Here is a 15672-nt window from a genome sequence, read left to right as displayed (position 1 = left end):
CCTGGCTAGAGGGTGGGACGGCGGCGGCGTAAAAACTCGGGGATGTCCAACCCCCCAGAAGGCGGGGGCTCAGGCTCAGGGGGCTGCCGCGGGGGTGGCTCTGAGGAGGGCTTGCGCGTTCCCACCGAGTTGGCTGTGGAGGTCTTCGCCGCGGGAGGGCTAGCAGCCGATCGCGAGCGGTCAAAACCTGTGGCGATAACGGTGATGCGCACCTCGCCTTGCATGCGCTCGTCTTGCACCGTGCCAAAGATAATGTTGGCCTCTGGATCTACAGCCTCGGCGATGATCTCCGCTGCTACCGTTACCTCGTGCAACGACAGATCCAGTCCGCCCGTGATGTTGAAGAGTACGCCCTTGGCCCCCTCGATGGAGGTTTCCAAAAGGGGAGAGGACACAGCAGTAATGGCGGCTTCGCGGGCACGGGACTTACCGGATCCCATCCCAATGCCCATCAGGGCAGTCCCGGCGTCGGCCATGACGCTGCGCACATCGGCAAAATCCACGTTGATCATGCCGGGGATGAGAATGATGTCCGAGATACCTTGCACTCCCTGGCGGAGGACATCATCGGCGACGCGAAAGGCTTCGTGCACGGGGGTTTGCTCAGAGATTACCGAGAGCAACTTGTCGTTGGGGATTACAATCAAGGTATCCACTGCCTCCTGCAGGGCTTGGATCCCTTCTTCAGCTTGCTTGGCGCGCCGCTTGCCCTCAAAAGAAAAAGGCCGCGTCACCACTCCCACGGTCAGGGCGCCGCTAGCCTTGGCAATCTGGGCCACCACCGGCGCTCCCCCTGTTCCTGTGCCCCCTCCCATGCCAGCAGCAATGAAGACCAGATCTGCCCCTTTGAGAATGGCGGCAATTTCCTCGCTGGACTCCTCGGCCGCTTTTTGACCAATGGCCGGATTGCCGCCTGCCCCTAGTCCACGAGTTAGCTTTTGCCCGATTTGCAGACGGTTTACTGTTGGCGCTGAGGATTGGGCAAGCGCCTGGGCATCGGTGTTGATGCTCCAAAACTCGACGCCCTTGAGATTACTAGCTGCCATCCGGTTGACTGCGTTGCCACCTCCTCCCCCCACCCCCACGACCTTGATTTTTGCGGCATTGCTCAGCATGCTTTCCTCTGGATAACCTGCCGCCTTAGTCTGAGCCCCGTTCCCTTCAAAGTTGGCTGCCAGCCCTTCGCCCGTGGAGGGCTTGCTGGAGTAGGAGGAAGCTGAGTGGGCCTGCTCCAGACCCTGATCAGGACTAGGGGAGGAGGTATAAGACCAACTGGATGGCATATCAGCTCTCAGGATATCTTTATTATCCTAGCCAATGCTAAACATCCTAGCCGATCCTAAGGCAACTCCCCTTCTTTGCCAATGTTAAAAACGTTTTTTGCCAGGTAACAGCTTCCAAAAGGCCTCACTGGGATAGTCTAGGCTCTTTTATGTTCGCTACTTTACTTACGCATCCCCCCTTGAAGTTGAGCTTTCTAGGAATGCTAACTTGCCTACGAACCCATATGCTCTACAGTACATAGAGCTGAAGGGGATAGACCGTTGCCCTTAAAACAGGCTGGTGTCTTCCTGTAAGCTAATCTCTGCTTAGAATACTAGCTCTTGAGGTGAACTGACTCTCGATGAGGCGGCAAATTTGCTGGGCGGCTGTGCCGTCACCGAAGGGGTTTTTGGCTTGTGCCATGCGGGCGTAGGCTTGAGGGTCGGTAAGCAACTCCCGAGCCGCCTCCAGGATTTTTTCGGGGTGGGTGCCGACCAGGCGGGCGGTGCCAGCAGCAATCGCCTCGGGGCGTTCAGTGGTTTGCCGCAGCACCAGCACCGGCTTGCCCAGGGCAGGGGCCTCTTCTTGAATGCCACCCGAATCAGTGAGAATGAAAGTACAGCGCTGCATGGCGCTTACCCAGCAGGGATAGTCCAAGGGATCAGTGAGAAAGACCCGCTCCTGGGATCCCAAAAGCGCTTGCAGGGGCTCCCGCACGACTGGGTTGGGGTGGAGAGGTAAAAGAATAGCCGTATCAGGGAACTCAGCCAAAAGTCGCAGGAGAGCCTTGGCAATGGCTTGAAGGGGATCCCCCCAGTTTTCCCGCCGGTGTATGGTAACCAGCAAAACGCGATAGCGCTCCCAGTCTAGGCCGGGGATAGGACAAGGGATCCCAAGGGAAGCCACCTGCTGTAGCGCATCGATGACGGTGTTGCCCGTGCAGTAGATGGATCCCACCACGTGGCTGCGCTTGAGGTTTTCCACGGCCTGCGGCGTGGGGGCAAAGTGGAGGGTAGCCAACTGGGAGATGAGGCGGCGGTTGGCCTCCTCGGGAAAAGGGTGGTAAAGATCGTCGGTGCGCAGACCGGCTTCCACATGCCCCACGGGAATGCGTTGGTAAAAAGCAGCCAGGGCGGCAGCAAAGGCTGTGGTGGTGTCACCCTGAACCAAAACCAGTTGGGGCTGTTTCCCCTGCAAGTAGGGTTCTAGGCCGCGCAGGGTGGCTTCGGTAATATCAGCTAGGCTTTGGCGAGGCCGCATGATCCCCAAGTCCCAGTCCGCCTGGAGGCCAAAAAGCCGCATCACCTGATCCACCATCTCTCGGTGTTGCCCCGTCAGGACGACCTCGGTGCGCAGGTAGGGACTGGCCCGCAGGGCCTGGATCACTGGAGCCAGCTTAATGGCCTCGGGCCGCGTACCCAAGATTACAGAAACCAGAGGAGGGGAAGCCATGGGATCAAGGGCAATGGACTAATCTGCTCTGGAGGGCCTTTGGTCGGCAGGGTTCTCAACAGAGACTATAGCCGCCCTTGTCGTGAAGACCTGCCCCACTTTAGCTCTGTCAACAGGCAACCTGGTGGCAGCTCCACCTCCACCCGCCCACTAGAACAGATGAAGAGGGATCCTGCAGCCCCCGAAGTCGAAGCGGAGGAACAAGAATCCCTCTCTTTAGGTTAGGTTTTAACGATCTTCTTTCAGCTTTTATCGCACAAAATGATAGTAGAAATGTTGGCTGTGGGAGAAGGCAAAGCTACTGCTAGGCTTAAATCCACTCCATTTCGTCACAGATGAGAGTAAACACCGTTGCGCAAGTGGCCACCAGCAGCGAGAAGAGAAGGGGCTTGCCGTGAGCTATGCAAACCCCAGCAGCCAAGGAGGCGCCAACAGCAGCAGAAAAAGTGCGGCCTGCCCAATTACCCTTGGAGGGTTTGTCAAAGGGGTTAAACTTGTTAGACATTTCAACCCAAGAGAAGGTAAAGAGTGTTTCCCAGAGTCTGTTTCAGGCTACCATCCTCAGAGGCTATTTCGGCATGATTCAGAGCTGTTCTCAATATTTCTTCGCCTAGGCTTCAATCTTTCGTAAAATTGCACTCAGGCGCTCGTAACCCTCCCGCCGCAGCCAGCTCAACTGCCGCCCTGCCTGCACTAACCAGTGGCGATCTCTAGGGCTGGCGGATGACAGCAACCACCAACTCCTTGTTGGGAATGCCGTTGAGGCGCAGCAGGGTGTACAGAAACTACTCCCACATCTTGCCCTCAGAGCAGGAATAGGGACGGGCGCGGAAGTCGCTAAAACTTGGGGCTGCTGCTCCCGCTTCCCCCAGAGGGAAGGGGGGTGGGGAGATGGTTCGGGATCGCATCCTGCCGCCACTAGGGAGCTTCTCCTAGGGTGGGCTGAGCCAGAGTTTACGCTAGCTCTGGTTGCTGGTGGCGGGTATGGGCTCGTTGCAGGGCCTGTCGCACTGCGGCAAAGCCAGTTCCGCCGGGGCTAAGCCGCGCAGCCACAACCTGACGGGGATCGATGGCCGTGAAGATATCCTCCTCAAAGGCCGGGTGAAAGCTTTTCCAGCGCTCCAGGGGCAAATCCTTTAACAGGATCCCTTCCGCAAGACAGGTGCGCACAATCCGCCCCACCAGGTCGTGAGCAGTGCGAAAAGGCACTCCTTTGCGCACCAGGTAGTCGGCTACATCGGTGGCATTGGAAAAGTCTGCCTGCACCGCGGCTTCCAGGCGCTGGGTTTGGAACTGGATCCCTTCTCGCAGGAGGATCCGCATCGCCTCTAGGCAGGCTTTGACAGTATCGACAGTATCAAAAAGCCCCTCCTTGTCCTCCTGCAAGTCTTTGTTGTAGGCCAGGGGCAGCCCTTTGAGGGTAACCAGGAGGGCTTGCAGATGCCCAAACACCCGCCCGGCTTTGCCCCGCACCAGTTCTGCCACGTCGGGGTTTTTCTTCTGGGGCATAAGGCTAGAGCCGGTAGCACAGGTATCAGTGAGGGTGACAAAGCCAAACTCCTGCGAGGCCCAGAGGACGATCTCTTCGGAGAGGCGGCTGAGGTGAACCATGATCAAGCTGGCGGCGGCGTGGAACTCTACGAGGAAGTCGCGGTCGCTCACTGCATCCAGGCTGTTGGCACTGATGCGCTCAAACCCCAGCAGATGAGCAACAAACTGCCGGTCGATGGGCAGGGAAGTGCCGGCTAGCGCCCCAGATCCCAGGGGACAGACGTTGACCTCCTCCCGCACTCGCCCCAGCCTTTGCCAGTCCCGCCAGAACATCTCTTCGTAGGCCAAAAGGTGATGGGCTAGGCTAACGGGCTGGGCCCGCTGCAGGTGAGTGTAGCCGGGCAGGATTGTCTCCACGTGCTGGCTAGCCAACTCCAGCAAAACCCCTCGCAGCTCCCAGAGAGAATGGCGGATGACGTCAATTTGATCCCGCAGGTAAAGGCGCAAGTCGGTGGCCACTTGGTCGTTGCGGGAGCGGCCGGTGTGCAGCTTTTTCCCCACCTCCCCTACCAACGCTACCAGCCGGCGCTCGACGGCGTAGTGGACATCTTCAGCCTCTGGGCCAGGCTGAAAACTCCCCTCGGCTGCCTCCTTCTGGATCTGCTCCAGCCCTTGCCGAATTTGCTCCGCCTCTTCCCGGCTCAGGATGCCGCAGGCCCCCAGCATCTGCACGTGGGCCAGGGATCCGGCCACCTCGTAGGGCAAAAGGCGAATGTCAAAGCCTATGCTGGCGTTGAAGCGGGCAATTTGGGGGTGTAGGGATCCCTCGAAGCGGCTGCTCCAGGGACGGGGGGTGGAAGGTGAGGTTGGCTCAGGCATAGGAACCAGATGACTGCCGTGGAAACAAAAGCCTGCCTTGCAACGGCTAGAAGACCCCTGCCAAAGCCCACCTAGCCTTAGTGGGAGCTGGTGATGCTCTTGAGCATGTAGCCCGCCACCAGCCCTATCAGAAGCGCCCAAATTTGGCCTGATTCCACAAAGTTGTTCCAACCTTTGCGGATATCGCCTAGCACATCTTGGCGGAACACCTGGGCAACGATGGCCTTTGTCTGCAATGCGGGCGGAGCTGGCAGGTAAGAGGAAGTGAAGTTCATGCCCATACCTCCGGTAAAGCTCAAGTAAAGACGGACAAATTCCCCTAGGTAGAGAGTACTGTAAACTCTGCGCGTCACACTAGGGCAGGTGAGGTTCCGTCCCACTAGCGCAAACGGTAGCCCTACCCTTGGCCATCCAACTACAGACCTTCTGGAGCTAGGCGGCCTCAGGCTCCGGCAACACCTTCAGCACCACCAAGGTGGTATCGTCCACCGGCATAGGTCGCAGGGAAATTTCCTCCCGGAACAGGAGCTCTAGCTCCACCGCTGGCTCTGGGACAACAAAGTGGACTCCCTGGCGGCCTCGGAAAGCATCCATCTGCGCAAAGAGACTTTCCAGGATCTCCTCTGGCGACTCGTAGCAGCTGGCAGCCCGCTGGATAGCATCCATTAGACCGGCAGTCTCCAGCCGCTCCCCGCGGGTATTGGCAACCTCAATATAGCCATCGGTGTAGTAGACTACAACATCTCCTGGCTGCAGTTGCACACAGCTTTCTGAGTATTGGCTGTGCTCCTCCAAGCCAATCAGCGCCCCTTCTGTATCCAAAGGCTGAATCTCACGGGTGCGGGCCTGCCACCAGAGGGGAGGGTTGTGGGCGGCGTTGCCAAAGCACAGGCGACGGGAGCAGGGATCGTACTCCGAGTAAAACAGGCTGATAAAGCGACTGGAGTTTTTGAGATCGCTGTACATGGCCCGATTGAGATGTTGGAGAACGCGGGCCGGCGAGTGGCCGTTAAGAGCTTCTGCCCGCACCATGGCGCGGGTCATGCTCATTAGCAGCCCGGCAGGTACACCTTTGCCCATGACATCCCCAATGACAATCGCTAGGCGAGAGTCTGCGGAGGGCTCAGGCGGTTCCGCCCGGTTGCTGGCCGGCTCTGCAGAGGCAGGCCCCCTCGGGATCTTGATGAAATCGTAGTAGTCGCCCCCCACTTTGCTGGCTACGCGGCAGCGGGCTGCCAGTCGAATGCCCCGAACTTGGGGGTATTGGCGGGGCAACAGTTGGGTCTGGATGTAGGAGCCGATCTCCATTTCTTTTTCCAGGGCCATTCTGCGGCGCAAGGCTGTCCGCAGGCGCTCATTCTCGATGGCTACACCCGCTTGGTCAGCCACTAGGCGCAAAAGTTGCTGGCGAGGCTCGGTCCAGTGGTAGTTGGGCTGGCGGCTGAAGACGTACAAGCGACCCTGGACAGAGTTACGGATCAACAGCGGCGTGCCAAATAGGCGCCCATCCGGCCCCAGGCTCTGGCGCAGACGCTCGTCCAGAAGATGTTCAAGAGCTGGGATCTTCACCGCCAAGGATCCCTCTAGTTTGAGAAGAGGCTCCTGAGCCGATAGGGCCTGGGCAATCTGCTCCATCTCGGCGCGAATCTGCTCGCGGCGCTCGAGATCGAAACAGTGCAGTTGATCCAGTTGAATAGTGCCGTTGGGGTTAAACAACACCAGCGCTCCCCCCTCAGCCCCAGTGAGTTGGCTGGCCACAAAAGCCGTGAACTCCAGGATCTGGTTGAGGTTATTGAAGGAGCGCAGGGCAAAAGCCAATCCTCCCAACAAGTACAGCATCGACTGCTGGTCTGCCCCCGCTTCAGCTTTGTTGGCCCGGCTGGGCAAGAGGGCTGGCGGCTCCTTCTCCTTGGCAGTACCAAGCCTAGAGCGGGGATCCTCCTGCCCTGAGCTGGGAGTGCTCGGGTCGGTTGTGGACGGCAGCGAGGCAGGCAGAACTTTGGGAGGAAGCAAGGAGTCCGACCAGGACAAACCTGCTCGCCCGGCGGGCGGCTGGGCCGGTAAAGCTTTTTGCGGGCTGTGCTCCTCCATGCGGAAGGTAGAGCCAATCCCTCAGAAACATAACGATGCAGTCTAGCAAAGATAGCACAAGCTCTACCCCGTCTTCTCCCAAGAGCTCTGCCTGAGTTAATGTTGTCGAGGTCATTGGCGGCTACGCCCTTCTGGGCTGACGGGATCCCTGACACACCTCTCGGTAGAGCTGTTCCAGGCGGCTGAGGTTGTGGCTGAGGGTGTAGCGCTCCAGAACCCGTTGGCGGGCTTTCATTCCCAGCAGTTGGGTAAACTCCCGCTGATCCCGCAAGAGGGGCAATAGCGTTTGCAGCTCCACCGTCACTCGGCTTGGATCCAACAGGATCCCGGCTCCGTCTGCCAGAACCTCGCCATCGGCGCCGACGTCAGTGGCCACCGCCGCTACCCCACAGGCCATCGCCTCCAACAGCGACAAAGACAGCCCCTCGATCAAGGAGGGGAGAATGAACACGTCGGATCCCCGCAAGATCTCAATGCGCTCCTGCTCGTCGGCAACATAGCCCAGCCAGTAGATCCCGTGCTGGCGGGTGTAGAAGGGCTTGAGGGTATTGAGCAGGGGTCCATCCCCCACAATGAGCAGGCCGCACTTTTCCCCCATTTGAGCCTGCTTCCAGGCTTTGAGCAGGGCCTCGACATTCTTTTCCGGCGAGATCCGCCCTTGGTAGACGAAGACCCGCTCTAGCCCTAGCCGTTGCTTGAGGGTGGAGGGCCCCGGCGAATACTTGTCAACATCGACGCCATTGGGAATGACCACCACCTGCTCGCTGCCCACCCCCAGTTTGACCAGGACCTGGCGCTGCGTTTCCGAGAAGACGATGGTGCGATCGTAGTGGGCCAAACAGGGGGCATAGAGCTGATAGGCCAAGTATTGGGTGCGGGAGGCGATGTTGCGCCGCCGTCGGTCAAAAGCTGGGTGGAAAGTGGCCACTAGGGGCTGGTTGAGCTCAGCACAGATCTCCGGCAACGCAAAATCAATGGGCGAAATGGTCAAAGAAGCATGCACCAAATCCGGCTGCAATTCCCGCAGGGCTTGCTCCAGCAACCGCCGGGCGTTGGGAGCCGGGATCGTGTAGATCTGCGACTTGTAGAGACAGGGCAGAGAGACATCCCGCCCCTCCAGCTCGGCACGCCAGTTGCTCCCCGGACGGGATCCCCCCTCAGCGGCGGCCTCTTCGTTGGTGAAGTGGAAAAAGCTCACCTGATGGCCCCGCTCCAAAAGGCCGTTGGTTACCTCGCGGCTGTAGGTGACGTTGCCACAAAAGGGTGTTTTCTTGCCTATCCAGGCAATGTGCATGGGTGGATCCCTACGCTGCTAGAACGGTTAAACCTCCCATAAGGTTAGCAGACGCGGATCCTCGCTTTGCTTGCTGCCTGGCGGGGGAAAGCTAGCACCAGCCCGACAGCAGGACGGCGCGTAGCTATGGGGCTGCTCCTAAGCTCTGCCTTGCACTGCCGTCAGCGGCGCGGAGGGCTTGGGGAGGCCGGCACCGCTGCTGGGAAGGAGCAACTTAGCTAGAGCTGGCGAAGAAGTCAAGCCTCTCTATTCAACAAACTCCAGAAGTACATTCCTGCCGACGCATTTAAGACTGCCAGGGCAAGAAACGTCCAGGAAAGGCCCAGATAGGTTTCCGCTACCCCTGTCAACACCAGCGGCAAGCTGAGGGCAATGTTAACGGCATTGTTGAGCAACCCAAACACCTTGCCCCGCAGATGTTCAGGAGTTTCCTCCTGGAGCAGAGTTTGCATCGGCACCGCCACCAAAGCCCCCCCACAGCCCAGCAGGGCAATCCAGGCTAAGCTGGGAAACAGCTTCCTCTCTGTCCACGACAAAGCCACCAGCGCCAGAGACAGCAGGAGGGATCCCAGCCCGCTCCAGGCCCGACGGCTTACTCCTCGGCCTATGTGCCCTACCCAAAAGGCGCCAATCCCCATGCCTAGACCGGCAGCAGCCAGCAACACTCCAAACTGATCGGCTTCCAGCTCCGCCATCACCTCCGCCATCCGCACTGCCAAGACCGCCAGCGCCGCAAACAGCGAGTAGAGCACCACCATCTGCAGCAGGGCTGCGCGGACCAGGGGCATTTGCCCGATGTACTGTAGGCCCAGCTTGAGATCTTCCCAGAGATGGGGAGCTTCCCAGGAGCGGGAGTCTAGCTTCTCGTGCGGTTGCAACAGCAGCAGCAGGGATCCCGCCAAAAGGTAGGCTCCCCCCACCAACAGCTCTGGCCCCACCTCCCAGCCAGGCAACCAGGCGCGCACCCAACGATCCGCCAGCGTCAACAGCGGCTCGCCAATGGCAAAGCCGACAACCAGCGAAGCCATCATCGTCGTAGTGTAGAGGGAGTTGGCCGCCAACAGCTCCCGCCTGGGCAGGATTAGCGGCAGAGTGGCCTGCTCGGCAGGGGCAAAAAACTGGGTCAAGACAGAGACGGCAAAGCTAATCAGCAGCAGCCCGCCAAAGCCCAAAGAGATCCCTGGCCAAAGGTCACGCCCCGCCGTCAGCCAGAGCAGCAGCGGCAGCAGCAGCACTAGGATGCCGCGCACCACGTTGGAGAGCACCAGCACGGCCTTCTTAGGCCAGCGATCCACGAATACCCCTGCCAAGCTGCCCAACAACACTGCCGGCAGGGTAAAGGCCAGCATAACCGCCGCTACCCAGCCGCTGATGGAAGCCCCCTCTGGCTGAAACCGCTTGGAGGTCACCCCAATCAGCAGCACCAACAACACCTTGTCGGCCAGCTGGGAAAACACCTGCCCCATCCACAGCAGCAGGAAATTGCGTCGGCCCAGCACAGCCGCGAAGTTTCCCAGGCCTGTCCCTGAGAAAGGGGGATCCGCCTGTTCTAGCTTCTCCGTTGGGCTGTTCTCTTTGGGATCCTCGGGAGGCGGCTCTGGCAAGGGATCCCCGGCTGGGCCCCCTGGCAAGCTAGAGGCGGGGCTTGTTATCGGCTCAAGGGGAGAACCCAGCTCCTCTGACTTCAGCGTCTCCATAGCCGCTGTTGACACTAAGTAGAGCTCCGCTCCCTCTTGCAGCCAGTCCCTTCGTTGTTCCCAAGTCATGGTGCCCCCGCCCAGCCTATCTCCCTCTCCCACCTTTCCTGCTGCCCGACAGCCTTGCTGCTACTGGAGCGGGAGAGGTGCCCTAAGCCCTAATCTTAAATTTTGACCTAGCCTGCAATCAAACCCGCCTCTCCGGCCACCTTTAGGGCAGCTCACCCCTCGCTGCCCAGCTTGTCCTTCTGGGCGCAGCAAGGTGCCAAGGCAGCAATGGAGACAAGCCTCTCAGCTTTCCGACAACGACAGGGAGCGCAAGGGATCCGGAATCGACTCACTGGGGGCCACAAAGCTGCCCTTTTCCACAAAGCCAAGGCGCACCGCCAGCCAGCGAATGAAATGCTCGTTAGTCGAGACCACTGCCCCCAGCGGCTCCTTCAACTTGTTGCGCAGGGGTTTTAACTCGGGAGCTTCCATGAAAGCTGGCTGGGGCACCCAGTGGAAATCAATGGGGCGATGCTGCTCCGCGTAATGTCGCCGACGCTCCTCCAGCACCTCCTCCAGAGGTTCAGACCGCAAAAAATCTAGACTGCCAACGATGAAGTGATAGGTAGTGGGCTCAGTGGCAGGCATACTTTCGGAGCTTTCCTACTGCGAAAAGGATAGAACCTAGCTGCCAAAGTCCAGCTTCTTAAATTCAGCCAGTCAGTGGGTGGCCTTGAGCAGATAGGGGGCCGGGTCGCGAGAGCTACAGTGGGGCTGACAGGCCTCCAACTGCTGGAGGACAGGCAACCGTGCCATCACCTCCTCAGGGGGCATAGGGTGTTCTGCTGCCTGCTTGAGGGTAGCAAGAGCCTGCGCTGCCCATTCCCGTGCCCAGGGGGGAGTTGAAGGAGTCTCCCCCTGCTCCAGCAGCTCCTGGCAGAGGGCTGTCGATCGCTCCAAGTCGCCACTGCCCTGATAGGCTATGACCAGGGCCACTCGAGCCAGAGCACATTCCTCCGAGCTTACCCTGGAGCTACTGCGTTCCCCCTGGCGCGGCGAGCTTCCTTGAATCGAGCAGCAGTAGCAGAAAGACTCAAGAAGGTTGATCGCCTCTAGGTAGCGCTCCTGCTTCAGTGCAGTGATGCCGGCACGGAGGGATCCATAGGGAGGAGACATGAGCCTAAGTAAAGGAATGGATACCAACCACCTTCCCGCCCAAGGGCTTGGTGGCCTGGCTTCATATCATATCCAAGTTTGGTGTCTGCTACTACTATACCCCTAGGTAGACTTCTGCGAATCTCTTCTTAAGCTTTTGGCAAGGGCGCTCAACTCTTACGGGCCAAGAGGTAAGTGCTAACGTAGTGGGTTTCTCGGCGCAACACCTCACAGCCTGCCCGCTGCAGGCGCGCTCCCAGATCGTCGCGGATGTAGTCGCGGTAGTAGGGCTCGTGGAAGGTTTGCGCAAAAGCTTCCATCGTCTCCTCCAGCTCCGGCGAATCCAGCAGCTGCACCGAGTCGCAGACGACAACCACGCCCCCTGGCTTCACCACCCGGCTGATCTCGTTGATGACGTTTTGCCGAACTGGACCAGGCAGCTCGTGGAAAAGAAAAACGCTGACAACTGCATCGAAGAAAGCGTCAGCGTAGGGCATGGCCTCGGCGTTGGCGCGAATAAGCTGCGGCAGCTCCCCGGGCAACTCCTGCAACAGCCGGTTGGCCTTGCGCAGATAGGCAGGAGAAAGATCCAAGCCATACAGCGCCGCCTTGGGCAGGGATCCCCGCAAAAGACGCAGCATCCGCCCTGTGCCACAGGCTACGTCGAGGATGTGGGGAGCAGATAGGTTGGGATCGAGGGCATCCTTGAGCAGGCGGATCACCCGTCGCCGCATCGCATCCGCCGTACCCCCAAACAGCAACTCCACCTGCAAGTCGTAGAGCTCAGCCGAGCGATCGCTCAGGTAGCCGTTGGTTTGGTAGTGGAAGTTCTGAAGGTAGTATTTTGGGTAGCCCTCTGTGGAGATGTCTGGAGAAAACTCTTGGTAGCGCCGGCCGTGTACCCGTCGGGCAATCTGGGGCAGTTCCAACCACACCGCTGGGTAATAGCGGGCAAAGTCCAGCCAGGGGTTGTCGAAGAGAAGCGCGTGAGGGTAGTAGCCTGCTTCCGCATCTTGCCAATCAACTTCTAGAAGTCGCTCGTAGCGAGCCCGCAACTCCTGCAAAGTAGCTGCGCTCACCTTCACCCGCTCCCGTGGTGGCAGAGGCTTGCCGGAGACAAAGCTCTGCAGGTCCCTGAGGGCAGAGAGCATCAGTTCGGCAGCTTGGGTGGAGAGAGCCTTGTGGGCAAAGCCGAAGAGGTTTTTGCCCCACTGAAAGGCACGGTAAGCAGCCTCCCCCACCGGCGATGGGATAGGCAGCGACAGCTCGGGGCTTAACTGGAAGCTCATGACCCTGCCAGTGCAAACGGGTTCTTAACGTTTGTTTACAATGCGATAGTAGATTATAGCAAGGCGGCCAGGGTGGGCTGACAACCGCTAGGCGGCAAGAGAAGCCGGCAAATTGGATCCCTGAGCACAACCTCCGCCAAGCAGGAGAGTACTCTAATGGTGGGTTTCCACTTGCCTCCTGAGCTCAAGGAAGGGGCAGATCAGGCTGAACTGATGGGAAAAGCCATGACGACCAAAACGGTGTTGGTCATTGACGATAGCATCATGATCCGCAAGATGGTGGCCAGCATCCTGGCTGACCATTTCCAGGTGCTGGAGGCCAAAGACGGACCGACGGGCTTGGAGGTCGCCAAAAAGCATCACCCCGACCTGATCCTGCTGGATTTTGTCATGCCCAAGATGGATGGCTACGACACCCTCCAAGCCATCCGCCGCGAAGACAGTCTGAAAAATACCCCCGTTATCATGATGTCGGGGATGAAGGAACAAGTAACGGCCCGCATCCCTGAGCCTTTTGTCGACTTCGATTTTATCGAAAAGCCGTTTGAAGCGGAGACTCTTCTGGCTCAAATCCAAAAGGCCCTGCAGGTGACTCCTGCGGCGGCAGCGGAGCCGGGATCGGAAACCAACACCCAGTTGCTCTTGAACAAGCTCACCGCCATCGAGACGCTGCTTATCCAAGGTACGGAAAACCTGATCCAGCGGGAAGTAGTGACGCGGCTTGCCAACCTCAACCAGCGCCTAGATCGTCAGGAGTCTCACAGCGCTAACCTAGAAGAGCAAATCCGTAAGCTCACCAGCGAAGTGGAACGGCACAGCCAGGGCTTAGCCCTAATCGTCAAAGAGCTGCGGCATATCCGTAAACTATTGGGGGGTCTTGATGGCTGAGCAAAGCTTTGAGCGCGCCTACCGACACCTGGATGCGGTGACGGCCCTGTTCGTGGCGGTGCTGCTCATCTCCAACATCGCCTCGGCCAAGATCGTGCTCTTGGGGCCCTTTACCTTCGATGGCGGCACCATTCTTTTCCCCCTCAGCTACATTTTCGGCGACATCCTCACCGAGGTCTACGGCTATGCTCGCTCGCGGCGGGTGATCTGGCTGGGGTTTTTCTCGGCAGCCCTGATGTCCGTGACCTTGATGATCGTGGGATCCCTGCCGGCAGCCCCTGATTGGCCCCACCAGGAAGCCTACGACCAGATCCTCGGCCTTACCCCCCGCATTGTGCTGGCCAGTCTAATTGCCTACTGGAGCGGCAGCTTTGCCAATGCCTATGTGCTGGCGCGCCTGAAGGTGTGGACGCGGGGACGCTGGCTGTGGACGCGCACCATCAGCTCGACCATGGTGGGCCAAGCGGTGGATACGGGCCTGTTTATTCTCATCGCCTTCTGGGGGGTGTTCCCTGGTCTTATGGGCCTCATCGTCTCCAACTACGTGTTCAAGTGTGCCGTTGAAGCAGCCTGTACTCCCCTCACCTACGCCATTACCGGCTGGCTGAAGCAGCAAGAGCAGGAGGACTACTTTGACGTGGCAACGGACTTCAACCCTTTCCGAATCCAGGTTGTATCCAAATAAAGCTGCTCCCTTGCCAGGCGGGCCAGAGGGAGGGGCCCCAGTTTTGGTATAGTCAGATCCTATCTACCCTGCTGCCGGTGCGCAGTGAGTAGTCGCCCGCTGTTGCTGGGAGCTTTTATCCAAAACAGAACCTTTGGGAGGGATCCGTAAAGATGATGCTCATTTTCCAAATCGCTCTGTTGGTGCTGGTGCTCTACAGCTTGCTGTTGGTGGTGGCGGTGCCGGTGCTCCTTAGCTCGGCCAGCGACTGGAGCCGGGCCAAGAATGTCCTTTTGGTGGGATCCCTGCTCTGGGTGCTGATGGTACTCGGGGTGGGGGTACTTAGTTTCTTGAAGTGATCCCTCCAGCGGGATCCTTCGACACCCATCCCCCAAGCTTCTGGATGTTGTAGGGCATTAGGGCGGCGAAAAAACTGCGCATTCCCGCACCCAACTGAGCTCTGGGCGCTCTTGTTAGAAGGGCTCTCCTCTGGTCCTTGATTCACTGGACAATCAGCCACTTTGTGGCATAGCCAACCTCCTGTCTTGACGTAGATGGGCTGAGCTAGTAGGCTTGCGGGTACATCTTTTCTGGGAGGCACTTTGCATAGGCTGAAGTTGGCTCCGTCTTTAGCCGGTGTGCCTTAGGTGGGCAAGGAGCACCTACCTGCAGCTCGCGGGGAAGTTACGCCTGTGGAGATCCCTCTGGCGGGGTGGTAGGGGTAAACTCTGCCACTAGCTACGGGTCGTGAAAGCAGGAAGAAAGCGTCAACCTGGAGCAAAAGTCCGCTTTTGTCCAGCGTTGTATAAGTCTTTCAGAGCGGATCTCACCCCCTTACAATAGACAGCAACATCTTCATGGCCTTGCTGCTTGCTCAGTCGGCAGCAGGGGTTGCTTGAGTCGAAGTCTTTCGGGAAGCTTGGGTGTTGAGAGCGGTGAAGTATTCCCAGAGTCTTTGCTTGCCTTGGCTGGGGGCAAGGTTGGCTTTGGCAGGCCTAGTGGGATCCCTGCTGTTGCTCCCTTCGGCAAGGGCGCAGTCGGGCTTTGTCATCACTGGCAGCAAGGGGGTGCCTGTCCTCAGCTATCGGCTGGATTTTCGCGGCATTCGCGGCCAGCTGGATCGCTATCGCCTGAAGATCCCACCCCAAAATGTGGCAGTGGCAGAGGTGCAGATCAAGGCGGATAGCAATTTCGATGCCGTCATCGACCCGAAGAATGTGCGCCTAGAGGCGGAGGGCAAGCCGGTGGAGCTGGCGGAAGTGTACTGGAACGAGGAGTTTCGCTCTTTGGAGGTGGTAGCCCGTCAACCCATTGCCGCCGGCCAGGAGATCCGCTTGGTGCTCTCCAATGTGCGCAATCCTTCCGCTGCTGGCATCTACCGGGTAGAGGCGCGGGTGCGGGGGACAGAGCCCAACCCCCTCTTCCGCAAGGTGGGCAACTGGCTGATTACCATCGACGATCCCGAGCGGCTCACGTTCTAAGGGGAACTCTCCTCCAGACGGCAGCCTGGTCTATCGAGAG

15 protein-coding genes are annotated in these 15672 nt (G+C 58.9%); 4 read left to right on the top strand and 11 right to left on the bottom strand.

Annotation, left to right across the window (positions count from 1 at the left end; all coding sequences use genetic code 11):
* Positions 1 to 5: 5 nt before the first annotated feature.
* From ftsZ to NW808_RS03610, 11 genes are all read right to left on the bottom strand, one after another.
* Positions 6 to 1115, bottom strand: a complete 1110-nt coding sequence (ftsZ, locus tag NW808_RS03660) for a cell division protein FtsZ (RefSeq protein ID WP_414420321.1) — start codon at positions 1113 to 1115, stop codon at positions 6 to 8.
* 463 nt (positions 1116 to 1578) lie between these two features.
* Positions 1579 to 2715, bottom strand: coding sequence for a non-hydrolyzing UDP-N-acetylglucosamine 2-epimerase (gene wecB, locus NW808_RS03655; RefSeq protein WP_414409644.1), 1137 nt, complete (start codon positions 2713 to 2715; stop codon positions 1579 to 1581).
* 310 nt (positions 2716 to 3025) lie between these two features.
* Positions 3026 to 3220: a hypothetical protein gene (locus NW808_RS03650; RefSeq protein ID WP_414409645.1), complete on the bottom strand. Its 195-nt coding sequence runs from the start codon at positions 3218 to 3220 to the stop codon at positions 3026 to 3028.
* A gap of 449 nt (positions 3221 to 3669) precedes the next feature.
* Positions 3670 to 5085: an argininosuccinate lyase gene (gene argH, locus NW808_RS03645; protein ID WP_414420320.1), complete on the bottom strand. Its 1416-nt coding sequence runs from the start codon at positions 5083 to 5085 to the stop codon at positions 3670 to 3672.
* Positions 5086 to 5162: 77 nt separating this feature from the next.
* Positions 5163 to 5438 (bottom strand): hypothetical protein, encoded by a 276-nt coding sequence (locus NW808_RS03640; RefSeq protein ID WP_414411475.1) that lies wholly within the window; start codon positions 5436 to 5438, stop codon positions 5163 to 5165.
* Positions 5439 to 5517: 79 nt separating this feature from the next.
* Positions 5518 to 6924 (bottom strand): PP2C family protein-serine/threonine phosphatase, encoded by a 1407-nt coding sequence (locus NW808_RS03635; protein WP_414409648.1) that lies wholly within the window; start codon positions 6922 to 6924, stop codon positions 5518 to 5520.
* 373 nt (positions 6925 to 7297) lie between these two features.
* Positions 7298 to 8470, bottom strand: a complete 1173-nt coding sequence (locus tag NW808_RS03630) for a glycosyltransferase family 4 protein (RefSeq protein WP_414393335.1) — start codon at positions 8468 to 8470, stop codon at positions 7298 to 7300.
* A gap of 236 nt (positions 8471 to 8706) precedes the next feature.
* Entirely contained in the window at positions 8707 to 10236 is a 1530-nt protein-coding gene (locus tag NW808_RS03625; protein ID WP_414420319.1) for an MFS transporter, read from the bottom strand.
* Positions 10237 to 10458: 222 nt separating this feature from the next.
* The gene (locus tag NW808_RS03620; RefSeq protein WP_414409650.1) at positions 10459 to 10803 is read right to left on the bottom strand and encodes an MgPME-cyclase complex family protein; all 345 of its coding nucleotides are present in this window, start codon (positions 10801 to 10803) and stop codon (positions 10459 to 10461) included.
* Between the two features lie 72 nt (positions 10804 to 10875).
* Positions 10876 to 11331: a hypothetical protein gene (locus NW808_RS03615; protein WP_414420318.1), complete on the bottom strand. Its 456-nt coding sequence runs from the start codon at positions 11329 to 11331 to the stop codon at positions 10876 to 10878.
* Between the two features lie 149 nt (positions 11332 to 11480).
* Positions 11481 to 12599 (bottom strand): class I SAM-dependent methyltransferase, encoded by a 1119-nt coding sequence (locus NW808_RS03610; protein ID WP_414420317.1) that lies wholly within the window; start codon positions 12597 to 12599, stop codon positions 11481 to 11483.
* A 225-nt stretch (positions 12600 to 12824) separates the two neighbouring features.
* Here NW808_RS03610 and NW808_RS03605 point away from each other — a divergent pair, with 225 nt between their 5' ends.
* From NW808_RS03605 to NW808_RS03590, 4 genes are all read left to right on the top strand, one after another.
* Complete coding sequence (locus tag NW808_RS03605) at positions 12825 to 13487, top strand: response regulator (protein WP_414420316.1); 663 nt, start codon at positions 12825 to 12827, stop codon at positions 13485 to 13487.
* Positions 13480 to 14172: a queuosine precursor transporter gene (locus NW808_RS03600; protein WP_414411468.1), complete on the top strand. Its 693-nt coding sequence runs from the start codon at positions 13480 to 13482 to the stop codon at positions 14170 to 14172. Before NW808_RS03605 ends, NW808_RS03600 begins: the two co-directional genes overlap by 8 nt.
* A 152-nt stretch (positions 14173 to 14324) precedes the next feature.
* A complete protein-coding gene (psbZ, locus tag NW808_RS03595) occupies positions 14325 to 14510 on the top strand; it encodes a photosystem II reaction center protein PsbZ (protein ID WP_414409653.1) in 186 nt (61 codons plus the stop codon).
* Positions 14511 to 15074: 564 nt separating this feature from the next.
* On the top strand, positions 15075 to 15632 hold the full coding sequence (locus NW808_RS03590; protein WP_414420315.1) for a DUF2808 domain-containing protein: 558 nt from the start codon (positions 15075 to 15077) through the stop codon (positions 15630 to 15632).
* Positions 15633 to 15672: the final 40 nt, after the last annotated feature.

The sequence above is a fragment of the Synechococcus sp. W70.1 genome (assembly GCF_047461515.1).
Lineage (GTDB): Bacteria > Cyanobacteriota > Cyanobacteriia > Thermostichales > Thermostichaceae > Thermostichus.
The sequence above is the reverse complement of the archived record's forward strand: the minus strand, read 5'-3'. Positions and strand labels throughout refer to the sequence as shown.